The following is a 21281-nucleotide window of genomic DNA, read 5'->3' as shown; positions in this document are numbered from 1 at the left end:
CAAGGCTTCAGCATCAGGCATTGGCTCCCATGTGGCGCGACGGTCCACCCACGGGCGAATCAAACCCGACCTCGGCGTCACTTCGGATGTCAGACCGGTCTCGACGTCGAACAGCAGCGGCATCACCTAGATCCAACGGCCGTTCTCAGGGAACGAATGTCGCGTGATCCTCTGGTGCACCGCTCGATCAGCGGGGTTGCAGCATCAGTCAGACTGCAGGGGTTTCGGGGTAGAGCAACAGCTCCCCGTCCTTGACCTCGATTTTGTGGGTCCGGGCTCCCACGGTGGCCGGCAGGCAGAGGGCCTCCCCGGACTTGAGGCAGAACTTGGCCGCGTGGACCGGGCACTCCACCTCGGTGCCTTCGATCCAGCCGTCGGCCAGTGAGGCGGTCTCATGCGTGCATTCGTCGTTGATGGCGTAGAAGTTGCCGTCCTCGGCATGGAACACGGCTATGTCTTCCTTGGTCCCGTTGTCCTCGGACGGAATGACGATGGCTTCTCCTTCGTCGATGCTGTCGACGGAACCGATGTTGATGGCCTCGCTCATGAGTGTGCCTCCTGGGGTTTCACCGCCGCCGCACCTTTGGCGTCGGAGGTGGAAGTAAAAGAATCGTGTAATCCCATCATCGCGTGCTTTCCGCTTCCGACCCAACCGGTGAACATTCCAAGGTCCAGACACTCCCCCCGTTCCACACCCTGGACCGACGTGATTAATTCTGTAAATATCACCGAATAGCATCCAAATAATATTTACAAAACACAGGATTCATCGATCGATGATGGCTGGAGCATCCGGCGCAAAACGATCCAAAATTGATTTTTGTCCGGTCACCAATATAACGATGTCGCAACTCCGATTCTGAGGCTAAATCACGGGCCAAACGCACCGAGAAAGCGTCCAGGATCAACCGGTAATCACCGAGGAATTGTTGCCTTTCGTCGCCGGGCTGTTAGCGTGGATGGCCTAAGTCTCATCCGTTTGCACGAGGCTCACCAGCCGAATGCAACGGCAAAGTGAAACAAGAATGCACAAATCGTGTTGCCGGATATCCCGCGCAGCACGTGGATGGAATGACGCATGAATTCAATAACAGGACCGCCTTCGCCGGCCCTGCGTGTCACCAATGCCTTCAAGGTATTTGGGCGCAAACCGCAGGAAGCCGTGAGGGCCCTCAAGGACGGGAAATCCCGCAAGGATGTCGCCCCCATGGGCACCGCCGCCGTCATTGATGCCTCGTTTGAGGTCAAGCCGGGCGAGATCTTCGTTGTCATGGGCTTGTCGGGTTCCGGCAAGTCGACATTGATCCGCATGCTCAACGGGTTGCTGCCCATGACCAGCGGATCGGTTCATGTCGGGGACACCGACATCAGCAAGATCTCCGGCAAGCGCCTGCGCCAGGTACGGCAGAAGAGTGTTTCGATGGTCTTCCAGCACTTTGCCCTGCTGCCGCACCGCACCGTGCTGGAAAACGCCGCCTACGCCCTGGAGATCCAGGGCGTAGGCAAGAAGAAGCGCACCGAGCAGGCCACAAAAATGCTCGAAACCGTCGGGTTGACCGGATGGGGTGACAAGTACCCCGGGCAGCTCTCCGGCGGCATGCAGCAGCGAGTCGGGCTGGCCCGGGCATTGTGCTCGGAAACAGACATCTTGCTCATGGACGAGGCCTTCTCTGCACTTGACCCGTTGATCCGCCGCGATATGCAGGAACAGCTCGCCTCCCTGCAAGCGGATCTGGGCAAGACGATCATCTTCATCACCCACGACCTCAACGAGGCCATGTTCCTCGGGGACCGCATTGCGGTGATGCGTGACGGCGAAATCGTTCAGATCGGGACCCCGGATGAAATCCTCACGAATCCGGCCACCGAGTACGTGGCATCATTCGTACGCGACGTGGACCGCACCCGCGTGCTGACCGCAGGCAGCGTCATGGAGAACCCTCGTGCGGTGGTCAGCATCAGCGGAGGCGCGCGAGCCGCCCTGCTGACGATGCGCCAGCAGCAAACCTCCGGGGCCTTCGTCATCGACAGGCACCGCAACTTCCGCGGCATCGTCACCGACCGCGAGGTCATGGCCCTGGTCGACGGCGCAGGGTCCGACCTGACCGAGATCCTGACACGGGCGGACGACGCGGTTTCCACCGAAACCGCGCTCAACGACTTGTTCGGCCGTTCCGTGGAAAGCAACACGCCCTTGCCGGTCGTCGATGAGAAGGGCAGGCTGGTCGGCGCGGTCGCGCGTGCGACGCTGCTGGCCGCGCTGGGCAATGTTCCCTCTTCGACCGACGCGATCCAGATCGTCGTCCCGGGCCAAACCGCCGGAAGCGACGATGGCAGCCAACGACCAGAAATTTTCACCCAGGAGCCATCCGGTGAAGCGGGAGGCACTCTCTAATGGCCAACGACTTATTCAGGATTCCCGTCGGCAAATGGGCCGAAAGCGCCCTTGACTGGGTCATTGACAACCTTGGAGTTTTCTTCGACGGCGTCAAGGCCTTTTTCGCACAGTTTTACGAAGGACTCGACTGGGTCCTGACGGCACCGCCGTTCTGGGCAGTCATCGTCGTGCTCGCGGCTTTGGCGTTCTGGCTCAAGGGCTGGAAGCTGGCACTGGGCAGCATCGTCGGGTTCCTGCTGATCTACGGCATGAACCAATGGGAAAACGCCATGCACTCCCTGGCCTTGGTGCTCGTGGCCTCCGTGGTCGCGGTGATCATCAGCGTCCCGCTGGGCATCGCTGCGGCAAAGTCCGGCGCTGTCTCGGGCGTCGTGAAACCCGTCATGGACTTCCTGCAGACCATGCCCGCATTCGTGTACCTGATCCCGGTGCTGCTTTTGCTGGGCATTGGACCGGTCCCGGGCATCGTGGCGACCATCATCTTTGCCCTGGCACCGGGTGCCCGCTTCACCGAACTGGGCATCCGCTCCGTGGACAGCGAAGTCGTCGAGGCAGGCCAGGCCTTCGGTGCCTCACCGATGCGCATCCTGCGCCAGATCCAGATCCCCCTGGCCATGCCCACCATCATGGCCGGCATCAACCAGATCATCATGCTCTCGCTATCCATGGTTGTCATTGCCGGAATGGTCGGCGCCGGAGGGCTCGGCGGCGCCGTCTACGCGGCGTTGACCGGCCTCAACACCCCATTGGGTGTGGAATCGGGTCTCTCCGTCGTCATCCTCGCGATCTTCCTTGATCGCGTCACCGCTTCGCTGAGCAGGTCCAAGCAACACGTTGCAGCGTAATCACCCCCCATTAGCGGCCCCGCAACACCGGGGCCGTCGAGAAAGGCACGAATCATGAGGAAGAAACTCGCATCTTTGATAGCAGTGGCCGCGGCCTCGACCCTGGCGCTGACCGCGTGCGGTTCCGGCAGCGGCGCGGCCGCCGGCCCGGAAAACGGTGACAAGAAGGACGTCACCATCGGTGTCTTCGCCGGATGGGACGAAGGCCTTGCCGTGTCCCACCTGTGGGAGCGCATCCTGGCCAAGAAGGGCTACGACGTCACGCTGACCAGCGCCGACGTGGCCCCGGTCTTCTCCGGCATTTCCACCGGCGACTTCGACATGGCCATGGACGTCTGGCTTCCGGAAACCCACGCGACCCAGGCCGAAAAGTATGGTGACAAGATCCAGGAGCTGGGCACCTGGTACGAGGACGCCAAGCTCACCGTGGCCGTGAACAAGGACGCGGACATCGAGTCCCTGGATGAGCTCGCCGGCAAGGCCGACATGTTCGGCAATCGAATCGTGGGCATCGACCCGGGAGCCGGGCTGACCAAGGCCACGAAGGAGCGAGTGATCCCGCAGTACGGTCTGGAGAAGATGGACTACGTGACCTCCTCCACCCCCGCCATGCTGACCGAGTTGAAGAAGGCCACGGATGCCGGCGACGACGTCCTGGTGACACTGTGGCGTCCGCACTGGGCCTATGATGCGTTCCCGATCAAGGATCTCAAGGATCCCAAGGGCACGCTGGGCACCGCCGAGCACATCAGCACCTACGGCAGCCTGACCTTCAAGGAAGACTTCCCGACCCTCACCGGTTGGATGAAGGACTTCAAGATCGATGACGAGAAGCTCTTCTCCCTTGAAAACGCGATGTTCAACGGTGCCGACACCCAGGACTACGCCCCGATCGTGGACCAGTGGATCTCCGAAAACCAGGAATGGGTCGATTCCTTGACCGCCGCGAAGTAGTCGCACACCATCATCAAGCGGCCCGGTTCTTCCGGGGTCACCGGCATCTCCTGCGGTGTCCCCGAAGAAACGGGCCGCTTTTGTGGTCTTGGGCCGGCGCGGACCACGCGCGTGCCGTAAAGATGCACCGGCGCACGGCGGGCCTCGACGGGAAGCTCCTGCGGGTCAGCCGAGACGTCGACATCCCGGAATCCAAAACCCCTTTGTCGGTTCGCCGGCGTATTCCTGCGCGCAACGGAACCTCCATGCGCCGGTGGTGGGAATCGACCTGTGGATGGCGGCCAATGAGGAATCCGGTTCCCGGATCATCGCGCTTTGGCGTGAATTCCCGGGCTGGCTAGTCCCAGTGGGCAATAATGCCCAGGACCTTGCTGAGTGCAAAGACGGCCGCCAGGGCCGCCGCCGTCCAATACAGGAAGCGCACGTTTGAGCGCGGCTTTTCCAGTTGCCAGGATCCGGACTTGTCTTCCCGGTAGTACACCAGCGCCTTGCCCTCGGGAGCGCGGGGGTGTTCGAGCACCAGAAGCTCGCTGCGGATGGTGCCGTCCGCGGTGTGGAAAACCAGGCATTCCTGCCCCTCGAGCACGGCGATCTCATAATCGGCGGTCTTCCATTCCGCATCCCGGCGACGTTCGGCCACGGCAAAGGCATAGAATCCGGCCGCGGCAATGAGCGCCACCCACCCTATGAGGTCGAGTGCGGGGCCCAGGCTGGTCAGCAGGTCTTGCACGCTTTTATCTTATGGTCTGCGGCTTTCAGTCACCGCATCCGGGTCCCCGCGTGACCGAGGAGGAATCAGCGGGCGAACGAACCGGGCACCTCGTTCAACGCCTCCGTCGACGAGGGGTGGGTGAAGATCGAATCGCGCAGCGTGGATGAAGTGACTCCCTGGCGCATGGCCAGCGCGACAAGGTTGATGACTTCCTGGGAATCCACGTGCATCAGGGCCGCGCCGAGGATCCGGTCGGAGTCGGCATCGACCACGATTTTGACGATGCCGCGTGCATCTCCCACGATCTTGGGTCGGGGCATCGCGGCAATCTCGGCTACCTTCTTGACGGCGACCTTGATCTCCAGGCCCTGCGCCCGAGCTTGGTCCTCGCTGAGCCCGACGCGGGCCAATGGCGGGGTGGTGAAGATCGTGTGGGGAACCGCAACGCGGTCGGCCGTGGTGCGCTTGCCGGTTCCCAGGATTGCATCGGCGACGACGCGGTTGTCGTCAAGGGACACGTAGGTGAATTGGGGCCCGCCGTTCACATCCCCCAGCGCGTATACGCCCTCGGCCGTCGTGGCCATGCGTCCATCGACCTTGATGGCCCCCGATGCGGTGAGCTCGATGCCTGCGGATTCCAGGTTCAGCCCGCCGGTGGCCGGGGTTCGCCCGAGTGCAATGAGCACCGCGTCGGCCTCGATTGATCGCACTTGGCCGTCTTGATCGTAGTGCACCAGGGCGGAGTCGGTGTCTTGGCCGATGCGCTTCACGCTGGCTCCCACCCGCACCTCCACCCCCACGTCGTTCAGCGCCTCGAGGACCTCGGCGGCAACGTCTTCGTCCTCCTTCTTCAGTGCCCGTGCCCCGCGGTCCAGCACGGTGACCTTCGAGCCGAAGTGCGCGAACATGGAGGCGAACTCGGTCCCGACGTATCCGCCGCCGACCACCACCAGGGTCTTGGGCAGCGGCGCGTGTTGCAGCGTGGTGGAGTCGTGGATGCGCCCGCCGATGCGCGCGCCGTCAAGGTCCGGGATCGTGGGCACGGCGCCGGTGTTGATGATGATCCGCTTGGCCTCAAGTTCGAGGGTTTCTTCCCCGGCCTCGACCCTGATGCGGCGCGGCGAGATGAAGCTGGCCCTGCCCGTGATGGTGATGACCGAATCCAGCCCGTCCAGCATGGAAAAGTTCTTGGCACGCATCGCGGCGGTCAGCTTGTCCCGGCGCAGCACCGCCGCATCGAAGTAGTCGGGGTCGAATCCGTTACCGGGGCGGATGTCCGCGTCATGGATCAGCGCCTTGGTGGGAACACAGCCGATGTTGATGCAGGTGCCGCCATACATATCAGGCGATGCCTCGATGATTGCCACCCGCTGCCCGGCACGGGCCATGGTTCCGGCAAGCGTCTTTCCGCCCTTGCCCCAGCCGATGACTATGAGATCGAGTTCGTGTTCCATCGGGGCATCCTCTGTTCCTGGAAATACGGTGTTGACTACGGTTGAGTCTGGTTCGCTGCGGATTGGAGGTCAAGGAAGCCCGCGCCGAACGGGCCGAAGGCCGCACATCCTTGACCGGATTGAACACCCATTTCGTGCAGCCTTCGGCAACGACTACGACATGGAAACATATGGGCAGCGCCGTCGAAGGGCCAAGGAAACCGGATCCTGACAAAGGCAGGGTGGGCGTGGTCCAGGCGAAGCGGCCGCAGCCAGGACGCACCCGTGCTCGCTGGCTGTCGCCCTCACGCCATTGACGCAAAAATGCGTGGGTTGGACCGCCCAGGGTCTAACCCACGCATTTTTCATGCTGGCTTGGTGACGTTGGCCCCCTCGCCTGCGGAACGGGCGTTTACTGCCCCGCGTTCCCGGGCCCGGCAATGTTGACCATCCAGTCAACCCCGAACTTGTCCGTGAGCATGCCGAACGAGTCTCCCCACGGGGCCTCGGCCAGCTCCTCGCCGATCGTGGCACCCTCGCTGAGCTTCTTCCAATACGCGGTCATTTCGTCCTTGTCGTCGCCGCTGAGCGTGACGGAGATGGCGGTGCCGCCCTTCCACTCCATGGAGGCAGGGGTGTCGGCCGCCATCAGGTTCAGGCCGTTGGGTGCACGCAGGTGACCGTGCATGATCTTGTTGTCATCCTCCGGATTGCCGGTCTTGGCGAAGTCGTAGTCCGCGAAGGGGCGCAAATCCAGTTCACCGCCAAATACCGACTGGTAGAACTCGAGCGCGGGACGCGCCGTATCGCGGAAGCTGATGTAGGGGTTGAGAATCGTGCCCATGGTGTTCTCCATCGTTTGGCGGTGTTCAACAATTAGCAATTGTGCCCGCCGCAACCGGATCCGTGAAGCCTTCGGACCGATAGTTTGCCGTGAATTCGCTGGGCGTCCAACCCGGCGGGAACTGCCGCATCGGGTTCGTGGGCAACAGCCGAGGTCAACACCGCGGACAGGCCCGGGCCGGCGCGGCGCCACGCAGGCAAAACGCCGGCGCGCGGAAATGGCAAACGCGCCGTCGCGAAGGATTCGAATCGGCGGATCGCCACTAAAATGATTCCCATGACTTCACCGTTCTCCGAATCCCGACCCGACCCGGGATCGGCAACTGATCACGAAACCCTTGATCCATTGATCGAGGACGTGGAAAAAGAGTTTTCAATCATGGTCGTCAAGGCGCGCCAGGCCATCCGCAAGCGCGCCGCCGCGATCCATCCTGAACTTCAGCCGCTGGGCTACAAGGTGCTCTCCATCCTGGCGCGCGAGCACGCCCAGCAGCAGATCATCCTTGCCGAGGAACTCCAGGTGGACAAGGCGACCATGAGCCGGATGATCAAATGGCTCGAGGCCAAGGACCTGGTCACCCGCGTTCCGGATCCGCGCGACGGCAGGGCCATGCTGGTCAGCATCACCGAACCCGCGCGTGCGGGCTATCTTGCCTCCAGCGCGGCGTCGCGCCAATTGCTGAGGAACCGGCTCGTTTCCTGGGACCCCGAGGAAATCAAGCGCTTCGCCGACCTGCTCTCCAAGCTCAACGCCAACGACGCCCCGGCACGCGAAAGCTGACTGGCGCGAAACCGTTCCCCGGCCCCGGCCCTCCACCTGGAAGGGTCGGGGCCGACGGCGTCGGCGAGTCTGGGCGCATCCATGTCGCCTGTTCGCCCCCGGGACGACCGCCCGTTCCGAACCCGGCCGATTGCCGGATAGCACGGGCTCCCATGGCGTTTCCCGGCAGTGAAATCGGCCCCGGCACGCGGCGTGGTTTCTTCGCCATGCTGCCTCCAACGCCTTGATCCATTCGCCGCATTGGCCCGAATCGGCAAAAGAACGGGCACTTGTTCGACGAAAGAGCGTTTCATCGTGAAGATTTGTTAAGGCTGCGCTTTGCGCGGGCGCCACGGAATCGGCAACACTCGTAGACAGAATCACGAGCTCCAATCATTCACGGCCCTGGTCGATTGGACCGCAACCCTCTTCGTCATAGCGGGGTGCGCCAGGTGAAGATTCGACGCCACCCAACCGGATCGGCGTAAGTATGGCGTTGTGCAAGGCATGCGCCAACCACGAAAGGATCGAACTTCCATGTCCGAAACCCTGATCGACAGCACCCTTGATGAGATTCGCGCAGAAAAGCTCACCGCGGCAGGCACCGCCTGGGGCGAGCGCATTGCCGCCAACACGGCCAGCGCGGCGCTGACCTTCAAGGCCAGCGGAGTGTCCACCGGTTCGGTGTCCAGCGAAATCACCGCGGGAAAGCACCGCTTCATCGTCGACGAGCCGGAGGCACTGGCCGGGGACGACGTGGCGGCCAGCCCGGTGGAATTTGCCCTCGGCGCCCTCATTTCCTGCCAGGTCGTGGTCTACCGCCTGTACGCACACCAGCTGGGTCTCAAGATCGACTCACTGGAAATCAGCGCGGAGGCCGACCTGGATGTCCGCGGTCTCTTCGGCATCGAGGAAACCATCCGCCCGGGCTTCGGCGAGGTGCGCCTGACGGTCAAGATCGATGGCCCGGAGACGCGCGAGCGCTACGAGGAGCTGCAGGCAACCGTCGATGCACGCTGCCCGGTGCTGGACATCTTCAGCAACCCGACCCCTGTCAGCGTCGAGCTGGTTACCGCCGGCTAGCGCCACCATGAACCGATCGTGGGTCGGTGCCGTTCGAGGGGAACGGCACCGACCCACGATTTTTTTGTTTCCCTTGGGGCGCGGGTTCCCGCTATCCCTTGATCGAGGTGATCTCGTTGGGAACTTCCGGCAGGGTCACGCTCCGTGAGACCTTGCCGGTCTTCAGGTCCACGAAGTGCAACTCCTTGGTGGCCGGTTCGGTGACATAGGCGGTACCCCCGGAGACGTGCACAGTCGGGCGCGGCTGCTGCCAATCGATCAGTTCTTCCCATGCGCCGACCACGGCAATGGCCTTCTTTTCCTTCCCGTTCTTCACGTCGTAGACATGCAGCTTGCCGTCGGTTCCCAGCAGCAGCGCGTCCCCTCCGGCACTGCGGGCCAGGGAGCGGAACGAATAGCTGTAGTTGATGTCGATGAGCTTGAGGGTGTTGGTCGCGGTATCCGTCAACGAAAAGGTTTGCGGGCGTTCGAGCTCGGCGTCCTTGTCCTTCTTATAGTCCCCGAGCACCACGGACGAGACCTCGGATCCTGCCTGGTTTCCGATCCGTCCGTAAGCATCAGGCGCCTCGAGCTTGGCGATCTTCTTGTCCTTGATGACCAGGATGCCGTCCTCGCAGCCGACCACCATGGCCTCGTCCTTGGCGACCGCCTCGCCGTGGACGCCGGGGCACTGCCGGGATTCGGCCACGGTGGTTCGCCGGTGCTCGGCATCCGGCGCGGAGAGCAGCTTCACCGCGTTGACGGCCTCGGCATTGCCGTCGGTGACCAGCAGGGTCCCGTCCGCGAGCCGCACGGCCACCCCGTGGTGCGCTTCGGGCAGTGCCACGTCCTCGGTGCGGGGCAGGGCCCTGTTGTCCAGCTGGGTGGATTCGAAGATGTTGATTTTGCCGGTGGCGTCGTCGAAGAGGGCGGTGTGCCCGGCGTGGACCACTGCGTGCCCGGGCTTGGCGGCCGGGAACACCAGCTCGGTCAGCGAGGGATCTGAGGTGTAGTGATGGGCATGTTCACCATGCTTTTCGGACCAGACACCGGAGTCCAGGACCTGGAATCCCCCGGCGGTGGAGACGAGCACCCGGCGGCCATCGCCCGCTGGGTTGACGCGGTTGAAGCCCGCAAGCTTGTGGTTCGAGAGGACTGCGCCGTCACGCGCGTCCGCCACCAGCAGTCCCCCGTCATAGGTGAGCACGAGCCGCGGAGTGGCGGATCCGGCCTCGGCGATCTTCGCGCTCGGGCTCGCCGCCTGAGCTCCCGAGATCGGTGCGGCCTGGCCTGGCGCGCTGGCGGCGCAGCCCGCCAGCAGGGCTCCGGCGGCCATGAGCGCCAGGGCTCCGGCGCCCATGCGCAACCGGCGGGTGGCGTCGGCTTGGCCATGGCGCTTGGTGAGTGATTTTTCGTGTGACATGGGAATCACCGTAAATTAAATGAGAATCATTCACAACAATGACCAAGGCGCGTAACGCTAGCCTTGCTATTGAGAACATTTCTCATCTAGATTGGATGGTTGGTGTCGCAGTGGAGCAGGTGCCCGGCAACGGCATCCGCAAGATCGGGGCCCGCGGAACGGCCGCCCGCCAACATTTACTCGCCGTAGTCGGTGTCCTTGTACGGGATCCCGGATTTGTCATAGGTGGTCCAGGTTCCCACCTGCCGCCCGCGGTCCAGGCGACCGGAGCGCATGATCGTGCCGTCGATCCTGAACCATTCCCAGTCCCCGTGGATCTCCCCGCCCAGGGTGAACCCGCGCGCCCACAAGCTGCCGTCATTGTGGAGCTTCTCGAAGGGTTCCAGGCCGGAGGCCTTTTCTGCATCGCGACTGGCCATGGACCCATGGTGCCACAGGCATGCCGCGGGCCAGGCTGCCCCGCTTGCGCCCGCGGGATGCCGGTGCCCCAACAACCCTTGGACTCTGCCGTGGCGCTGGGTAGGATCAGCCGCATGTGTCCCCACCGGTTCACAGGGATGGGACCACATCAACTCGTCACCTTTCATGAGGGAGAAGAACCAACGTGTCCGAGAAACATCCCTTGCGGCGCCATGCATTGGCCGCCGCCGCAGCATTCACGCTCCTTGCATCCGCTGCCGTCGCCGCCCCCGCGCAGGCCCGGCCCGCCGACCCGAATTCGCAGGGCCAGGCCAACAAGGAGGAGAACACGCCCACCACGACCATTGGGCTGGTGGGCATCAACGACTTCCACGGCCGCATCGAGGCCAACAGTGCCGAGGCCGGGGCCGCGGTGCTGGCAGGTGCCGTCAAGGACTACAAGAGCAGGAACCGCAACACGCTCTTCGTCTCGGCCGGGGACAACATCGGCGCCTCCACGTTTACCTCGTTCTCACAGCAGGACAACCCCACCATCGACGCGCTGGTCGCCGCCGGCCTGGACGTCTCCGCGGTGGGAAACCACGAATTCGACCAGGGCTTCACCGACCTGGTTGAACGCGTGATCCCGCGCTACGGCGCCGGGGATTCCGCCGCGGGCGCCGACTACGCGCTGGGCGCCAACGTCTATGAAAAAGGGACCAAGAAGCCGGCCCTGAAGGAATACGCGCTGCGGACCCTCAACGGTGTCACCGTGGGCATCATTGGCACCGTCACCGACCAGACGGGCACCCTCGTGACCCCCGCGGGCGTCGCCGGACTCGACTTCGGCAACCAGCTGGAGGCCGCCAACCGGGTGGCCGCGCAATTGAGCGACGGAAAGCGCTCCAACGGCGAGGCCGATGTGCTGGTGCTGTTGACCCACGAGGGGTCGGCGAGTACCGATTGCGCCGCCATCGGCTCCGAGGAAACCTCCTACGGGGAGCTGGTTCGCGGCGCGTCGCCGGAAATCGACGCCATCCTCTCCGGCCACACCCACGGGGGCTACTCCTGTTCCTACCCGGTGGACGGCTGGGCCAAGGGGCTGCAGCGCCCCGTGCTGCAGGCGCACCAATACGGCACCACCCTGGACAACCTGCAGATCACGGTGTCGAAGCAGCAAAAACAGGTCGTGGGACTCGACGCGGGACTGGTCTCGCTGACCACCATCGCCGAGAACGGACAGGTCATCCCGCGCTTCGAGGCGGTGCCAAAGGTCGCCGAGATCGTCGCGGCCGCGACCGCCCAGGCGGAGGTCATCGGCGCCCAGAAGATCGGGGCGATCAGCGCGAGCATCACGCGCGGCGGAACCGCTGGCTCGGACCGGGGCGTCGAATCCTCGTTGGGCAACCTGGTGGCCGACATGCACCTGTGGGCCACTTCCAACGACTCTTTCGGCGGCATTCCCGCCCAGATCGCCTTCATGAATCCCGGCGGGCTGCGCGCCGACCTCATTTATGGGGCCGACGGAACGGTCACTTACAAGGACGCCGCGTCGGTCCAGCCCTTCGGCAACACGCTGTTCACGATGGACCTCACCGGCGCGCAGATCAAGGCGGTGCTCGAGGAACAGTGGCAGCCCGAAGGGTCCAGCCGGCCCAAGCTGCACTTGGGGATTTCCGACGGCTTCGGCTACGCCTATGACCCCAACGCCGCCCGGGGCCAGCACATCCTGTCGATGACCTACCAGGGAGAGCCGGTCGCCAACGACCAGGTTTTCCGCATCGTCACCAACTCGTTCCTGGCCGCGGGCGGAGACAACTTCTCCACTTTTGCCCAGGGAAGCAACATGGCGGATTCCGGCCAAATCGACCTGGTGGCCTGCATCGGCTATTTCCAGGCCCACCCGTTGGTGGATCCGGCCCCCTTGGGCCGGGCCCAAATAGCGCAGTAGTCGGCACGGCGACAGCGATCTTCCGCCCCCAAGGCGGAAGTTCGCTGTCGCAGCTTGCGATCAAGCATCCGCAATCCGCACGTCATGCGAGCCCCTGGAACAACGAGCCACGAGAGAGGACCGAACCCGCTTTCCCTGTCCCCGGGTCGTCCGGGTCCGATCGCGGGGTATCGTTGCCGCGGCCAGACGATGCAGCTTCCCCGCGGGCCAGGATTCATTCTTTGTGACATTTTCACGTCATAATAAGCTGTGTTGTTCTGGGAACCGGGGCCTTCAAGCCGGGGCCAGATCCGACGCCCGGGGGTCCACCAGACCCCGGACCAACGACCGCGGCAGGGTCTTGATCCAGCCAGCTCATCAACCGGGAAGCAATCCGTGCATCAGAAACGCTGTGTCTTGGGACACGCAAGGGTAAGGTCACACATTCAATTCCCTACGGCTCACGACGGCGAATTCGGAGCACGGAACGACCTGGGGTACGGTGAGCCGCCCCTGGAAGCGCCGCGTCGGGTCCACCCTGCACCCGAACGCGGGGGCGCCGCAGCGTCGACCCCGTGCCAGGGACGTTCGGGGCGCCGCCCGGCGAATGTGAGCCAGCTCGCATCAAGGCCCCTTGGTGGTGTTGCATGACACCCATGAGCAGAATTTCTGTAGCACTCGAACCCGAAGCGGCGGAACCGCGGGAAACCGCGAACACGTCCGGCACCGGTCCTGCCAGCCATCACAACGAACTCAAGCGCGGGCTGAGCAGCCGGCACCTGCAGATGATCGCCATCGGTGGCGCGATCGGCACGGGACTCTTCGTCGCCTCGGGCGGCACGATTTCACAGGCCGGCCCCGGCGGCGCACTGGTTGCCTACGCCCTGGTTGGCCTGATGGTGTTCCTGCTGATGCAGTCCCTGGGCGAGATGGCGGCCAAGATCCCCGTCGCCGGTTCCTTCCAAACCTTCGCCACGCGCTTCGTCTCTCCTTCCTTCGGGTTCGCGATCGGCTGGAACTACTGGTTCAACTGGGCCATCACCGTGGCCGCGGAGCTGGTCGCCGCCGGGATCATCATGGACTTCTGGCTGCCGGGCGTCCCCGGCTGGATCTGGGCCGGGATCTTCCTCGTCGTGTTGACGGGGCTCAATGCGCTCTCGGCCAGGTCATTTGGCGAAAGCGAATTCTGGCTTTCGCTGATCAAGGTGTCCGCCGTGGTGCTGTTCCTGATCGCCGGTGTCCTGATGATCGTCGGCATTCTTGGTGACAGCTCCCCCGGGCTCAGCAACTGGCAAAACCGCGAGGACGTCTTCCACGGTGGATGGGTATCGATCATTTCAGTCTTCATGATCGCCGGCTTCTCCTTCCAGGGCACCGAACTGGTCGGCGTGGCCGCCGGTGAGGCAAGGAATCCCCGGCGCGAGGTGCCCCGGGCAATCCGCAACGTCTTTTGGCGGATCATGATTTTCTATATTGGCGCCATTTTCATCATCGGTTGCCTGATCCCCTTCGCCGATCCGAGCCTGCTGGCATCCGGCGAGGCCGACGTCGCAGCCTCCCCGTTCACCATGGTCTTTGAGCGTGCGGGCATCGCCTTTGCAGCGTCGCTCATGAACGCGGTCATCCTCACCGCGATCCTGTCGGCGGGCAACTCCGGGCTGTATGCCTCGACCCGCATGCTTTACTCCATGGCCCATGACGGCAAGGCCCCCAAGGTCTTTGGCCGCACCAACTCGCGCGGCGTGCCCATTCCGGCGCTGCTGGCCACCGCCGCGGTTGGACTCTTTGGGTTCCTGTCCGCGATCGTCGGCCAGGGTGCCGCCTACGCTTGGCTCCTGAATGTTTCGGGCCTGTGCGGATTCATCGTGTGGGCGGGCATCGCAATTTCGCACTACCGGTTCAGGCGCGGCTTCCTGGCCCAGGGCAACAAGGTCAGCGACCTGCCCTACCGGGCGTCGTTCTTCCCCATCGGGCCGCTGCTGGCATTCGCCGTGTTGATCCTGGTGATCGCCGGGCAGAACTACGAGGCGGTGGTGGCGGGGCGCGGCATGGAGGTGCTCTCCTCCTACATCGGCCTGCCGATCTTCCTGGGACTGTGGCTCGTCCACCGTCTTGTCACCAAGTCCAAGGTGGTGCCATTGCTCGAAATGGACCTGGCCGCGCCGCAGGATGTCGAAGACGAGCTAGCCTCCAAGGCGTAACCGGTCCCGTCGGCCGGGGAACCTACTGCACGCGTTGCGGGGTTCCCCGGCGATAGCCGCTGGCCACGACACCGAGCCAGAGCTGGATTCCGGCAACGAGAATCAGCAGCAGCAACGGCAGGGTCCAGTCGCCGCTGAGCGAGTACAACAGGCCCATGCCGAACGGTCCGCTGGTGGCCACCAGATACCCGACCGACTGGGCCAGGGTGCTCATCGCGGTGGTTTCCTCGGAGGTGTCCCCGCTATGGGAGATCACCAGCAGCACCAGCGGGAACACGGAGAACCCGATTCCCATGGCGACCGCGCATAGCCAGGCGAGCGAAAGTGGCAGCCACACGAGGCCAGCCAGTCCTGCGGCGACCATGACCGAACACATGATGAAGGCGCCGCGCAGCTTGCCGTGCTTGTTGACGAGCCAGAGGGAAAGCATGGTTGCGGGGATCGTCATGGCCTGCAGCGCCCCCAGGATGATCCCGGCATCGGCGGGCGACATGGACCGCGAGATCAGGATGCTGGGCAGCCAGCTCATCATGGCGTAGGCCATGAGTGCCTGGACGGTGAAGAGCCCGGTGATGACCATTCCGCGCCGGGTGCGGATGAGCGAGAGCGGGCTGACGCCCGACGGCGACGGCGTGGCGGCGCGGTCCGAGCGGGCCATGACCATGAACGGCAGGAACGCCAGCACGGCGACTACCGCCAGGAAGCTCCAGGTGGCAAGCCCCATGGTCGGCGAGCCGGCGGCCAACGCCAGGGGGACGCTCAGGGCCGAGGCGGCGGTGGCGCCCACCGACATGGTGATCGTGTACAGACCGGTCATCATCGAGGTCTTCTGGGCAAAGTTCTCGCGGATAAACGACGGCATGGCAACATTGCACAGCGCGATGCCGCACATGGCCGCCACCGTTCCGGCCAGCAATGCCCACGTGGTCGGCAATGCTCTGAACGCCAGCCCGGCGGCCAGCACGCCCAGTGCGAGCAGCATTGTTCCGGAGAGGCCAAGGCGCCGGGCCAGCCACGCCGTCGCCATGCCGGCCACGGCAAAAACCAGGGTGGGGATCGAGGGCAGCAGCGCCGTGACGAACGGGCCATAGCCCAGGAATTCCTGCAGGTCCAGGAATAGCGGTGAAGCACTGGTGATGCCCGCACGCAGGTTCAGCCCGACGAGAATCACGGCGAGTAGCGACAGCAACATGAATCCACGGGACGCCGGCCGCGGAACCGTGTGCGGATTGTCGGCTGCCGGGTTTTCCATCTTGGACATGCTCACAGATTACTGGGCAAGCCCTTGCGGGAGACGGCGAACCGGGGGCAAGGTTGCTCACATCGGCCCGGCGCTCCCTACTTTGGGTTTCGACCCGAAGGGAAATCGCGCGGAAACAGGCCCGTGGAGCTGGCCTACCGGGCTTGCGATCCCGCCGGAAGCCACAGCCGCGCCTGTTCCCCGGCCGCTTCGAGGGTGGACAGTGCCTCGCCCAAATTCACGCGCGCCATGAGCAGTGCGCCCATGGTCAGCCCCGCTAGGATACGGGCCCGGGCGAGAACCACCGCGTCGGTTTGCGTTGGGTCGGCTGCGCGCAGGGCGCCGGCAACGCCGTCCCGCAATTCGACCTGGTACCCATCGACCAACAGCCTCAGCGCCTCGTCGTTTCCCGCGATGCCCGCCGCAGTGTTCAGCAATAGGCATCCTCGGTTTGTGGTCTGGTCCGCCGTCTTCACCAAGGCATCGGACAACGAGGTCAGGTAGGTCGAGATGCCCTCGGCAGGGTGTGCCGGGTTGTGCAACAGGGTCAGGCGAGGTCGCAGGATCGTATCCATGTAGTCCTGGATCACTGCATCAAAGAGTCCCCGCTTGGAGCCAAAGCCGTGATAGATGCTTGAACGGCCCAGTCCCGTGGCGGCCTCAAGATCCGCGATCGATGTGGCATCGAATCCTTTGTCCCAAAAGACGCGCCGGGCATCGCCAAGCGCCTTGCCGGTATCGAATTCTTGCGTTCTGGCCATGAGACCCGGATCCCCCTGTTTTGTGTAACGGTCATTCCAGTATATATTGGAACGAGCGTTACACAATCACTCGTTCAATCTAGGGGCGCACCAGATGCTGCTGACAACCATGATTTTCTCCGGACTGGCCGCGGCAATCCATGTGTACATATTTGTGCTGGAGTCGCTGCGCTGGGACCTCCCCTCCACCCGCAAGGCGTTCGGCATCAAGACTGACGCCGAGGCAAGCGCGACCAAGCCGCTGGCCTTCAACCAGGGGTTCTACAACTTGTTCCTGGCCGTTCTCACGGTTCTGGGCATGGTCCTGGCGCTTGCTTCGTCCACGACTGCCGGAGCAACGTTGATCTTTGCAGGCACCGGCTCGATGGCGGCGGCGGGGATGGTCCTGCTCTTGTCCTCGCCCAAGCTTGCCCGCGCGGCCATCCTCCAGCTCACGGCTCCGGCCCTGGCCATCATTTTTGGCCTGTTTGCCTTCACCCGCTAAAGCCCCCCAAATTTCCTCTCTGAAAAGGAGCCTCGACTTCATGTCCACTTTCACCAGCACCCAGATCCACCTCGCCAGCCGCCCCACCGGGTGGCCAACGGACGCGAATTTTTCCACCGTCGCGGTGGAACTGCCCGACCTCGCCGAGGGCGAGATCCGGGTGGCCAACGAGTTCATTTCCGTTGACCCCTATATGCGCGGGCGCATGAACGACACCAAGTCCTACGCTGCGCCGTATGCCCTCGACGAGGTCATGACGGGTGGAGCGGTGGGCCGCGTGGTTGAATCACGCGCCGAGGGATTTAGCGTCGGCGATCCGGTGCTTCACCAACTGGGATGGCGGGACCGCTCCCAGGCCGCGGCAGGCAACTTCCGCGTGGTCCAGGACATTCCAGGCCTGCCGCTGTCGGCCTACCTCGGCATTTTGGGCATGACGGCCTTCACCGCCTATGTCGGGTTGACCGAAATTGCCGGCCTCAAGGGCGGCGACACCGTCTTCATTTCCGGCGCGGCCGGGGCCGTCGGCAGCGCGGCAGGCCAGATTGCCCGCCTCAAGGGCGCCAAGCGTGTCATCGGCTCCGCCGGCAGCGCGGCCAAGGTCGATCTGCTGACCGAAAAGTACGGCTACGACGCCGCCTTCAACTACAAGAACGGGCCGGTCCGCGGGCAGTTGCACGAAGCGGCGCCCGAAGGCATCGACGTGTATTTCGACAACGTGGGTGGTGAACACCTGGAGGCTGCACTGGATGCATTCAACCCCGGTGGCCGGGGCGCCTTGTGCGGGGCCATCTCCGTCTACAACTCGACAGAGGCCCCCGTGGGTCCGCGAAACATGAGCAACATGGTCACCCGGGGGCTAACCCTCAAGGGGTTCACCGTGGGGAACTACGCCGAACACTACCCGGCGTTCATGGCCGACATGTCCGAATGGATTGCGCAGGGGAAGATCGTCTTCGACGAGACCGTCGTCGAGGGCCTGGACAACGCGGTGCAGGGGTTCCTGGACCTGATGCGCGGCGCCAACACCGGCAAAATGGTCATCAAACTCTAAACGCCCCCGGCGCCGCTCAGAGCTGCCTGGATTCCGTGTAGAACCACTCGATGTGCTCGCGCAGGAGCCTGGCGGCCAGCGGGCCGTCACCGTCCGCAACCGCCTGGTGGATGCCGTGGTGTTGGGCCCGAAGGACCTTGGCGATCTTCTGCCAGGCAGCGTCGCTGGCCACGGACTCACTGACGTAGTCGCTGATCGACAGGCGCAGCGATTCCATCATGGCCTCGATGACGGCGTTGCCGGCAAGCGATGAGAGCAGGACATGGAATTGGGAGTCGAGGTCGTGGAATTCCTCGCGGTCAAGGCCCGGCTCGTCCATGGCCTCGAGCAGCTCGGCCGTCCGCCGCAACACCGCGGCGCTGCGCTCGGGGTCGCTGCCCAGGTCGGCGGACTCGGCGGCCCAGGTTTCCAGCAGGATTCGGGATTCGACGATGTCGGCAACGGAAAGCTGGCGCGAGGCAACGTGAAGCCGCAGCGTCGCCGACAGTCCCACCGCGGGATCGGAAATGACGACGGCGCCGGAGTTTGGCCCGGACCCGGTGGAGGTGCGCACCATGCCCATGGCATCGAGGATGCGGATGGCGTCCCTGACCGATGCCCGGGAGATCCCGTGGGTCTCGGCCAAGGATCGCTCGCCGGGCAACTGGTCGCCAATCTTGAGCTTTCCCGCGCGAAGGTCGGCCTCGATGGTGGTCAGGACCGTCTCGTAGGCCCGGGCCGGCTGCGGCGAATTCCTGGCTGTGCTTTTCACTGCTTTCTTGCCCCCATGGTCATTGCTCATGTTTGGTCCCTTGACCACACAAAGAATCATTCAAGCCTAATGGGTTGCGGAGCCGGCGACGGCCCCGTGGATCGGCGATACGCCTCGCCGATGCACAGGGCCGCTTGTCGGCCGTCGCGGCCGGTGTTGCCGGGCCCGCCTTACGGGGTCGGCAGCATCCAGCCCAGGATCGGCGTGGACTGCAGGTACACCAGCACGCACAGCACCAGAAGCATGCCCACCGACCAGCCGGCGACCTTCTTCAGAATGACCGATTCCTTGCCTTCCATGCCCACCGCGGTGGCGGCGATGGCCAGGTTCTGCGGGGAAATCAGCTTGCCGACGACACCGCCCGAGGTGTTGGCCGCGACCAGCAGGTTCGGATCGATTCCGGCGTTGATGCCGGCGGTCTGCTGCAGCTTCGCGAACAGGGCGTTTGCCGAGGTGTCGGAACCGGTGACAGCCGTGCCGATCCAGCCCAGGATCGGGGACAGGAACGCGAAGAAGGCGCCGGTTCCCGCGAGCCAGGTGCCGATGGTGATCGTCTGCCCCGAGAGGTTCATGACGTAGGCCAGGGCCAGGACCGAGAGGATCGTGGTGGCGGCCCACCGCATGTTGTAGATCGTGCGCCCGATTTCCAGGACGGCATCCGACACCTTGATCTTGTACTTGCCGCCTGCGTCGTTCAGCGAATAGACGATCGCGACGATCAGGCCGGTGAAGAGCAGTAGGGTGCCGGGATTGGAAAGCCACTGGAAATTGTAGATCGTCGACGAAACCGGGTTTCCTTCGCCGTCAAGCACGTGGCCGTAGAGCATGGGCCACTTGATCTTGACGTCGGTCGCGGCCAGCGCTCCCGGGACGTTCACGCCCAGCTTCCAGAGCTTTGCAATGCCGAAGACGACGATGACCAGCAGGTAGGGGAAGAGCGCAAGGAAGGTCGGGCCGGCCTCCAGCTTCTGTTCGTGCCCGCGGTAGGCGGCGGCCGAACCGGTGCGGGCGTTGCCGCCCTGGCCGGCATGTGCGCCCTGCGCTGCCTCGCCCACCAGGACGCGGGCGCGTGCCTCGTCGCGGCCCTTCGGGGTCCAGAACCGCAGGAAGATCACTGCGGCGCCCAAGCCGGCGAGCGAGGCGACGATGTCGGTGAGCTCGTAGGAGAAGTAGGTGGCACAGAGGAACTGGGCCACGGCGAAGGAACCGCCGATGACCAGCGCCGCGGGCCAGACTTCCTTGACGCCGCGCTTGCCGTCAAGGATGAACAGCAGCAGGGTCGGGACGAAGATGGCCAGCAGCGGTGCCTGGTGGCCGACGACGGCGCCGATGTGGTTGGCGTCCAATCCGGTCAGGCCGGCGGCGGTGGTGATGGGGATGGCCACGGCGCCGAAGGCCACCGGGGCGGTGTTGGCGACCAGTACCGCGGCGGCCGCACGCAGTGGGGCCATGCCGAGGGCCAGCAGCATTGTCGCGGTGATGGCCACCGGTGCGCCGAATCCTGCCAGCGCCTCAAGCAGGCCGCCGAAGCAGAAGGCGATCAGGATGGACTGGATGCGGATATCGCCGCCGCCGATCACGTCGAAGACGCGACGCAGGTCCTCGAACCGGCCCGAGACGACGGTGACCTGGTAGAGCCAGATCGCCATGATGACGATCCAGACCACCGGGAAGGCCCCGAAGACCGCGCCAAGCACCCCCGACATCAAGGCCATGCCCAGAGGCATCTTGAAGACAAAGATTGCGACCAGGATGGCAACAAGCAGGGAGGTAAGGCCCGAGACGTACGCCTTGGCCTTGACGACCGCCAGCATGACGAAGAACGTCAGCAGGGGCAGCAGGGAAATGATGGCGGAAAGCGCAATGCTTCCTGCCAGCGGATCGGTGGTGGGTGTAAAGGTGTCCACTGGGCGTCCTTCGCGTTGGGAGTGGAGCGCGGATAAGGGGTGGGTCTTGGTGGACGCCGGTAGACATCCGTGGTCGGACCACTATGGTCCGACCACACCAGCATAACCCAAAATTCAACTCCATGGT

19 protein-coding genes and 1 riboswitch are annotated in these 21281 nt (G+C 64.1%); of the genes, 9 read left to right on the top strand and 10 right to left on the bottom strand.

Going from position 1 to position 21281, the window contains the following annotated elements:
• Positions 1-208 precede the first annotated feature (208 nt).
• The gene (locus KRR55_RS02625; RefSeq protein WP_217387469.1) at positions 209-547 is read right to left on the bottom strand and encodes a bifunctional 3-phenylpropionate/cinnamic acid dioxygenase ferredoxin subunit; all 339 of its coding nucleotides are present in this window, start codon (positions 545-547) and stop codon (positions 209-211) included.
• Positions 548-1078: 531 nt separating this feature from the next.
• On the opposite strand from KRR55_RS02625, the gene KRR55_RS02620 reads away from it, so the two are divergent.
• Genes KRR55_RS02620 through KRR55_RS02610 form a run of 3 tightly spaced genes read left to right on the top strand, consistent with a single transcriptional unit; the run spans position 1079 to position 4197 of the window.
• Positions 1079-2395, top strand: a complete 1317-nt coding sequence (locus tag KRR55_RS02620) for a quaternary amine ABC transporter ATP-binding protein (RefSeq protein WP_217387468.1) — start codon at positions 1079-1081, stop codon at positions 2393-2395.
• Positions 2395-3243, top strand: coding sequence for an ABC transporter permease (locus KRR55_RS02615; RefSeq protein ID WP_217387467.1), 849 nt, complete (start codon positions 2395-2397; stop codon positions 3241-3243). The genes KRR55_RS02620 and KRR55_RS02615 overlap by 1 nt, the downstream gene beginning before the upstream one ends.
• Positions 3244-3297: 54 nt before the next feature.
• Entirely contained in the window at positions 3298-4197 is a 900-nt protein-coding gene (locus KRR55_RS02610; protein WP_217387466.1) for a glycine betaine ABC transporter substrate-binding protein, read from the top strand.
• A 337-nt stretch (positions 4198-4534) separates the two neighbouring features.
• On the opposite strand, the gene KRR55_RS02605 is transcribed toward KRR55_RS02610, so the two are convergent.
• The 3 genes from KRR55_RS02605 to KRR55_RS02595 form a co-directional block, all read right to left on the bottom strand.
• Positions 4535-4927, bottom strand: a complete 393-nt coding sequence (locus tag KRR55_RS02605; protein ID WP_217387465.1) for a hypothetical protein — start codon at positions 4925-4927, stop codon at positions 4535-4537.
• 65 nt (positions 4928-4992) lie between these two features.
• Complete coding sequence (locus tag KRR55_RS02600) at positions 4993-6363, bottom strand: FAD-dependent oxidoreductase (RefSeq protein ID WP_217387464.1); 1371 nt, start codon at positions 6361-6363, stop codon at positions 4993-4995.
• Positions 6364-6754: 391 nt separating this feature from the next.
• Positions 6755-7186, bottom strand: coding sequence for a VOC family protein (locus tag KRR55_RS02595; protein ID WP_217387463.1), 432 nt, complete (start codon positions 7184-7186; stop codon positions 6755-6757).
• Positions 7187-7462: 276 nt separating this feature from the next.
• Between KRR55_RS02595 and KRR55_RS02590 the strand changes: the two genes are divergently transcribed.
• On the top strand, positions 7463-7966 hold the full coding sequence (locus KRR55_RS02590; RefSeq protein ID WP_217387462.1) for a MarR family winged helix-turn-helix transcriptional regulator: 504 nt from the start codon (positions 7463-7465) through the stop codon (positions 7964-7966).
• Positions 7967-8323: 357 nt separating this feature from the next.
• Positions 8324-8442, top strand: a riboswitch (SAM riboswitch).
• Positions 8443-8482: 40 nt separating this feature from the next.
• Positions 8483-9028 (top strand): OsmC family protein, encoded by a 546-nt coding sequence (locus KRR55_RS02585; protein ID WP_217387461.1) that lies wholly within the window; start codon positions 8483-8485, stop codon positions 9026-9028.
• Positions 9029-9119: 91 nt separating this feature from the next.
• Here the strand turns inward: KRR55_RS02585 and aztD are convergent, their stop codons facing one another.
• Positions 9120-10430, bottom strand: coding sequence for a zinc metallochaperone AztD (aztD, locus tag KRR55_RS02580; protein WP_217387460.1), 1311 nt, complete (start codon positions 10428-10430; stop codon positions 9120-9122).
• A 176-nt stretch (positions 10431-10606) separates the two neighbouring features.
• On the bottom strand, positions 10607-10849 hold the full coding sequence (locus KRR55_RS02575) for a toxin-antitoxin system YwqK family antitoxin (RefSeq protein ID WP_254455754.1): 243 nt from the start codon (positions 10847-10849) through the stop codon (positions 10607-10609).
• 185 nt (positions 10850-11034) lie between these two features.
• On the opposite strand from KRR55_RS02575, the gene KRR55_RS02570 reads away from it, so the two are divergent.
• Both KRR55_RS02570 and KRR55_RS02565 read left to right on the top strand, forming a co-directional pair.
• Positions 11035-12780: a bifunctional metallophosphatase/5'-nucleotidase gene (locus tag KRR55_RS02570; RefSeq protein ID WP_217387459.1), complete on the top strand. Its 1746-nt coding sequence runs from the start codon at positions 11035-11037 to the stop codon at positions 12778-12780.
• A 635-nt stretch (positions 12781-13415) separates the two neighbouring features.
• Positions 13416-14960 carry an amino acid permease gene (locus KRR55_RS02565; RefSeq protein ID WP_418888820.1) on the top strand — a complete coding sequence of 515 codons (1545 nt, stop codon included), beginning with the start codon at positions 13416-13418 and terminating at the stop codon, positions 14958-14960.
• Positions 14961-14982: 22 nt separating this feature from the next.
• Here the strand turns inward: KRR55_RS02565 and KRR55_RS02560 are convergent, their stop codons facing one another.
• A complete protein-coding gene (locus KRR55_RS02560) occupies positions 14983-16221 on the bottom strand; it encodes an MFS transporter (protein ID WP_254455752.1) in 1239 nt (412 codons plus the stop codon).
• A 134-nt stretch (positions 16222-16355) separates the two neighbouring features.
• Positions 16356-16961, bottom strand: coding sequence for a TetR/AcrR family transcriptional regulator (locus KRR55_RS02555; RefSeq protein ID WP_217387458.1), 606 nt, complete (start codon positions 16959-16961; stop codon positions 16356-16358).
• A 94-nt stretch (positions 16962-17055) separates the two neighbouring features.
• Here KRR55_RS02555 and KRR55_RS02550 point away from each other — a divergent pair, with 94 nt between their 5' ends.
• Positions 17056-17445 carry a DUF1304 domain-containing protein gene (locus KRR55_RS02550; protein WP_217387457.1) on the top strand — a complete coding sequence of 130 codons (390 nt, stop codon included), beginning with the start codon at positions 17056-17058 and terminating at the stop codon, positions 17443-17445.
• 40 nt (positions 17446-17485) lie between these two features.
• On the top strand, positions 17486-18496 hold the full coding sequence (locus KRR55_RS02545) for an NADP-dependent oxidoreductase (protein ID WP_217387456.1): 1011 nt from the start codon (positions 17486-17488) through the stop codon (positions 18494-18496).
• A 16-nt stretch (positions 18497-18512) separates the two neighbouring features.
• Here the strand turns inward: KRR55_RS02545 and KRR55_RS02540 are convergent, their stop codons facing one another.
• Both KRR55_RS02540 and KRR55_RS02535 read right to left on the bottom strand, forming a co-directional pair.
• Positions 18513-19277 carry a FadR/GntR family transcriptional regulator gene (locus KRR55_RS02540; RefSeq protein WP_217387455.1) on the bottom strand — a complete coding sequence of 255 codons (765 nt, stop codon included), beginning with the start codon at positions 19275-19277 and terminating at the stop codon, positions 18513-18515.
• A 140-nt stretch (positions 19278-19417) separates the two neighbouring features.
• On the bottom strand, positions 19418-21154 hold the full coding sequence (locus KRR55_RS02535; RefSeq protein WP_217387454.1) for an L-lactate permease: 1737 nt from the start codon (positions 21152-21154) through the stop codon (positions 19418-19420).
• Positions 21155-21281: the final 127 nt, after the last annotated feature.

The sequence above is a fragment of the Paeniglutamicibacter quisquiliarum genome, from assembly GCF_019084045.1.
Classification (GTDB): domain Bacteria; phylum Actinomycetota; class Actinomycetes; order Actinomycetales; family Micrococcaceae; genus Paeniglutamicibacter; species Paeniglutamicibacter quisquiliarum.
Note: the sequence above shows the minus strand (reverse complement) of the source record. Positions and strands in the feature narration are given on the sequence as shown.

Excerpts from the sequence above, each read along its gene's own strand:
- KRR55_RS02625 (WP_217387469.1), bottom strand. The coding sequence starts at position 547 with ATGAGCGAGGCCATCAACATCGGTTCCGTCGACAGCATCGACGAAGGA.
- KRR55_RS02575 (WP_254455754.1), bottom strand. The coding sequence starts at position 10,849 with ATGGCCAGTCGCGATGCAGAAAAGGCCTCCGGCCTGGAACCCTTCGAG.
- KRR55_RS02540 (WP_217387455.1), bottom strand. The coding sequence starts at position 19,277 with ATGAGCAATGACCATGGGGGCAAGAAAGCAGTGAAAAGCACAGCCAGG.
- KRR55_RS02600 (WP_217387464.1), bottom strand. The coding sequence starts at position 6,363 with ATGGAACACGAACTCGATCTCATAGTCATCGGCTGGGGCAAGGGCGGA.
- KRR55_RS02590 (WP_217387462.1), top strand. The coding sequence starts at position 7,463 with ATGACTTCACCGTTCTCCGAATCCCGACCCGACCCGGGATCGGCAACT.
- KRR55_RS02545 (WP_217387456.1), top strand. The coding sequence starts at position 17,486 with ATGTCCACTTTCACCAGCACCCAGATCCACCTCGCCAGCCGCCCCACC.
- KRR55_RS02550 (WP_217387457.1), top strand. The coding sequence starts at position 17,056 with ATGCTGCTGACAACCATGATTTTCTCCGGACTGGCCGCGGCAATCCAT.
- KRR55_RS02565 (WP_418888820.1), top strand. The coding sequence starts at position 13,416 with ATGAGCAGAATTTCTGTAGCACTCGAACCCGAAGCGGCGGAACCGCGG.
- KRR55_RS02560 (WP_254455752.1), bottom strand. The coding sequence starts at position 16,221 with ATGTCCAAGATGGAAAACCCGGCAGCCGACAATCCGCACACGGTTCCG.
- KRR55_RS02615 (WP_217387467.1), top strand. The coding sequence starts at position 2,395 with ATGGCCAACGACTTATTCAGGATTCCCGTCGGCAAATGGGCCGAAAGC.
- KRR55_RS02595 (WP_217387463.1), bottom strand. The coding sequence starts at position 7,186 with ATGGGCACGATTCTCAACCCCTACATCAGCTTCCGCGATACGGCGCGT.
- KRR55_RS02585 (WP_217387461.1), top strand. The coding sequence starts at position 8,483 with ATGTCCGAAACCCTGATCGACAGCACCCTTGATGAGATTCGCGCAGAA.
- KRR55_RS02620 (WP_217387468.1), top strand. The coding sequence starts at position 1,079 with ATGAATTCAATAACAGGACCGCCTTCGCCGGCCCTGCGTGTCACCAAT.
- KRR55_RS02555 (WP_217387458.1), bottom strand. The coding sequence starts at position 16,961 with ATGGCCAGAACGCAAGAATTCGATACCGGCAAGGCGCTTGGCGATGCC.
- KRR55_RS02610 (WP_217387466.1), top strand. The coding sequence starts at position 3,298 with ATGAGGAAGAAACTCGCATCTTTGATAGCAGTGGCCGCGGCCTCGACC.
- aztD (WP_217387460.1), bottom strand. The coding sequence starts at position 10,430 with ATGTCACACGAAAAATCACTCACCAAGCGCCATGGCCAAGCCGACGCC.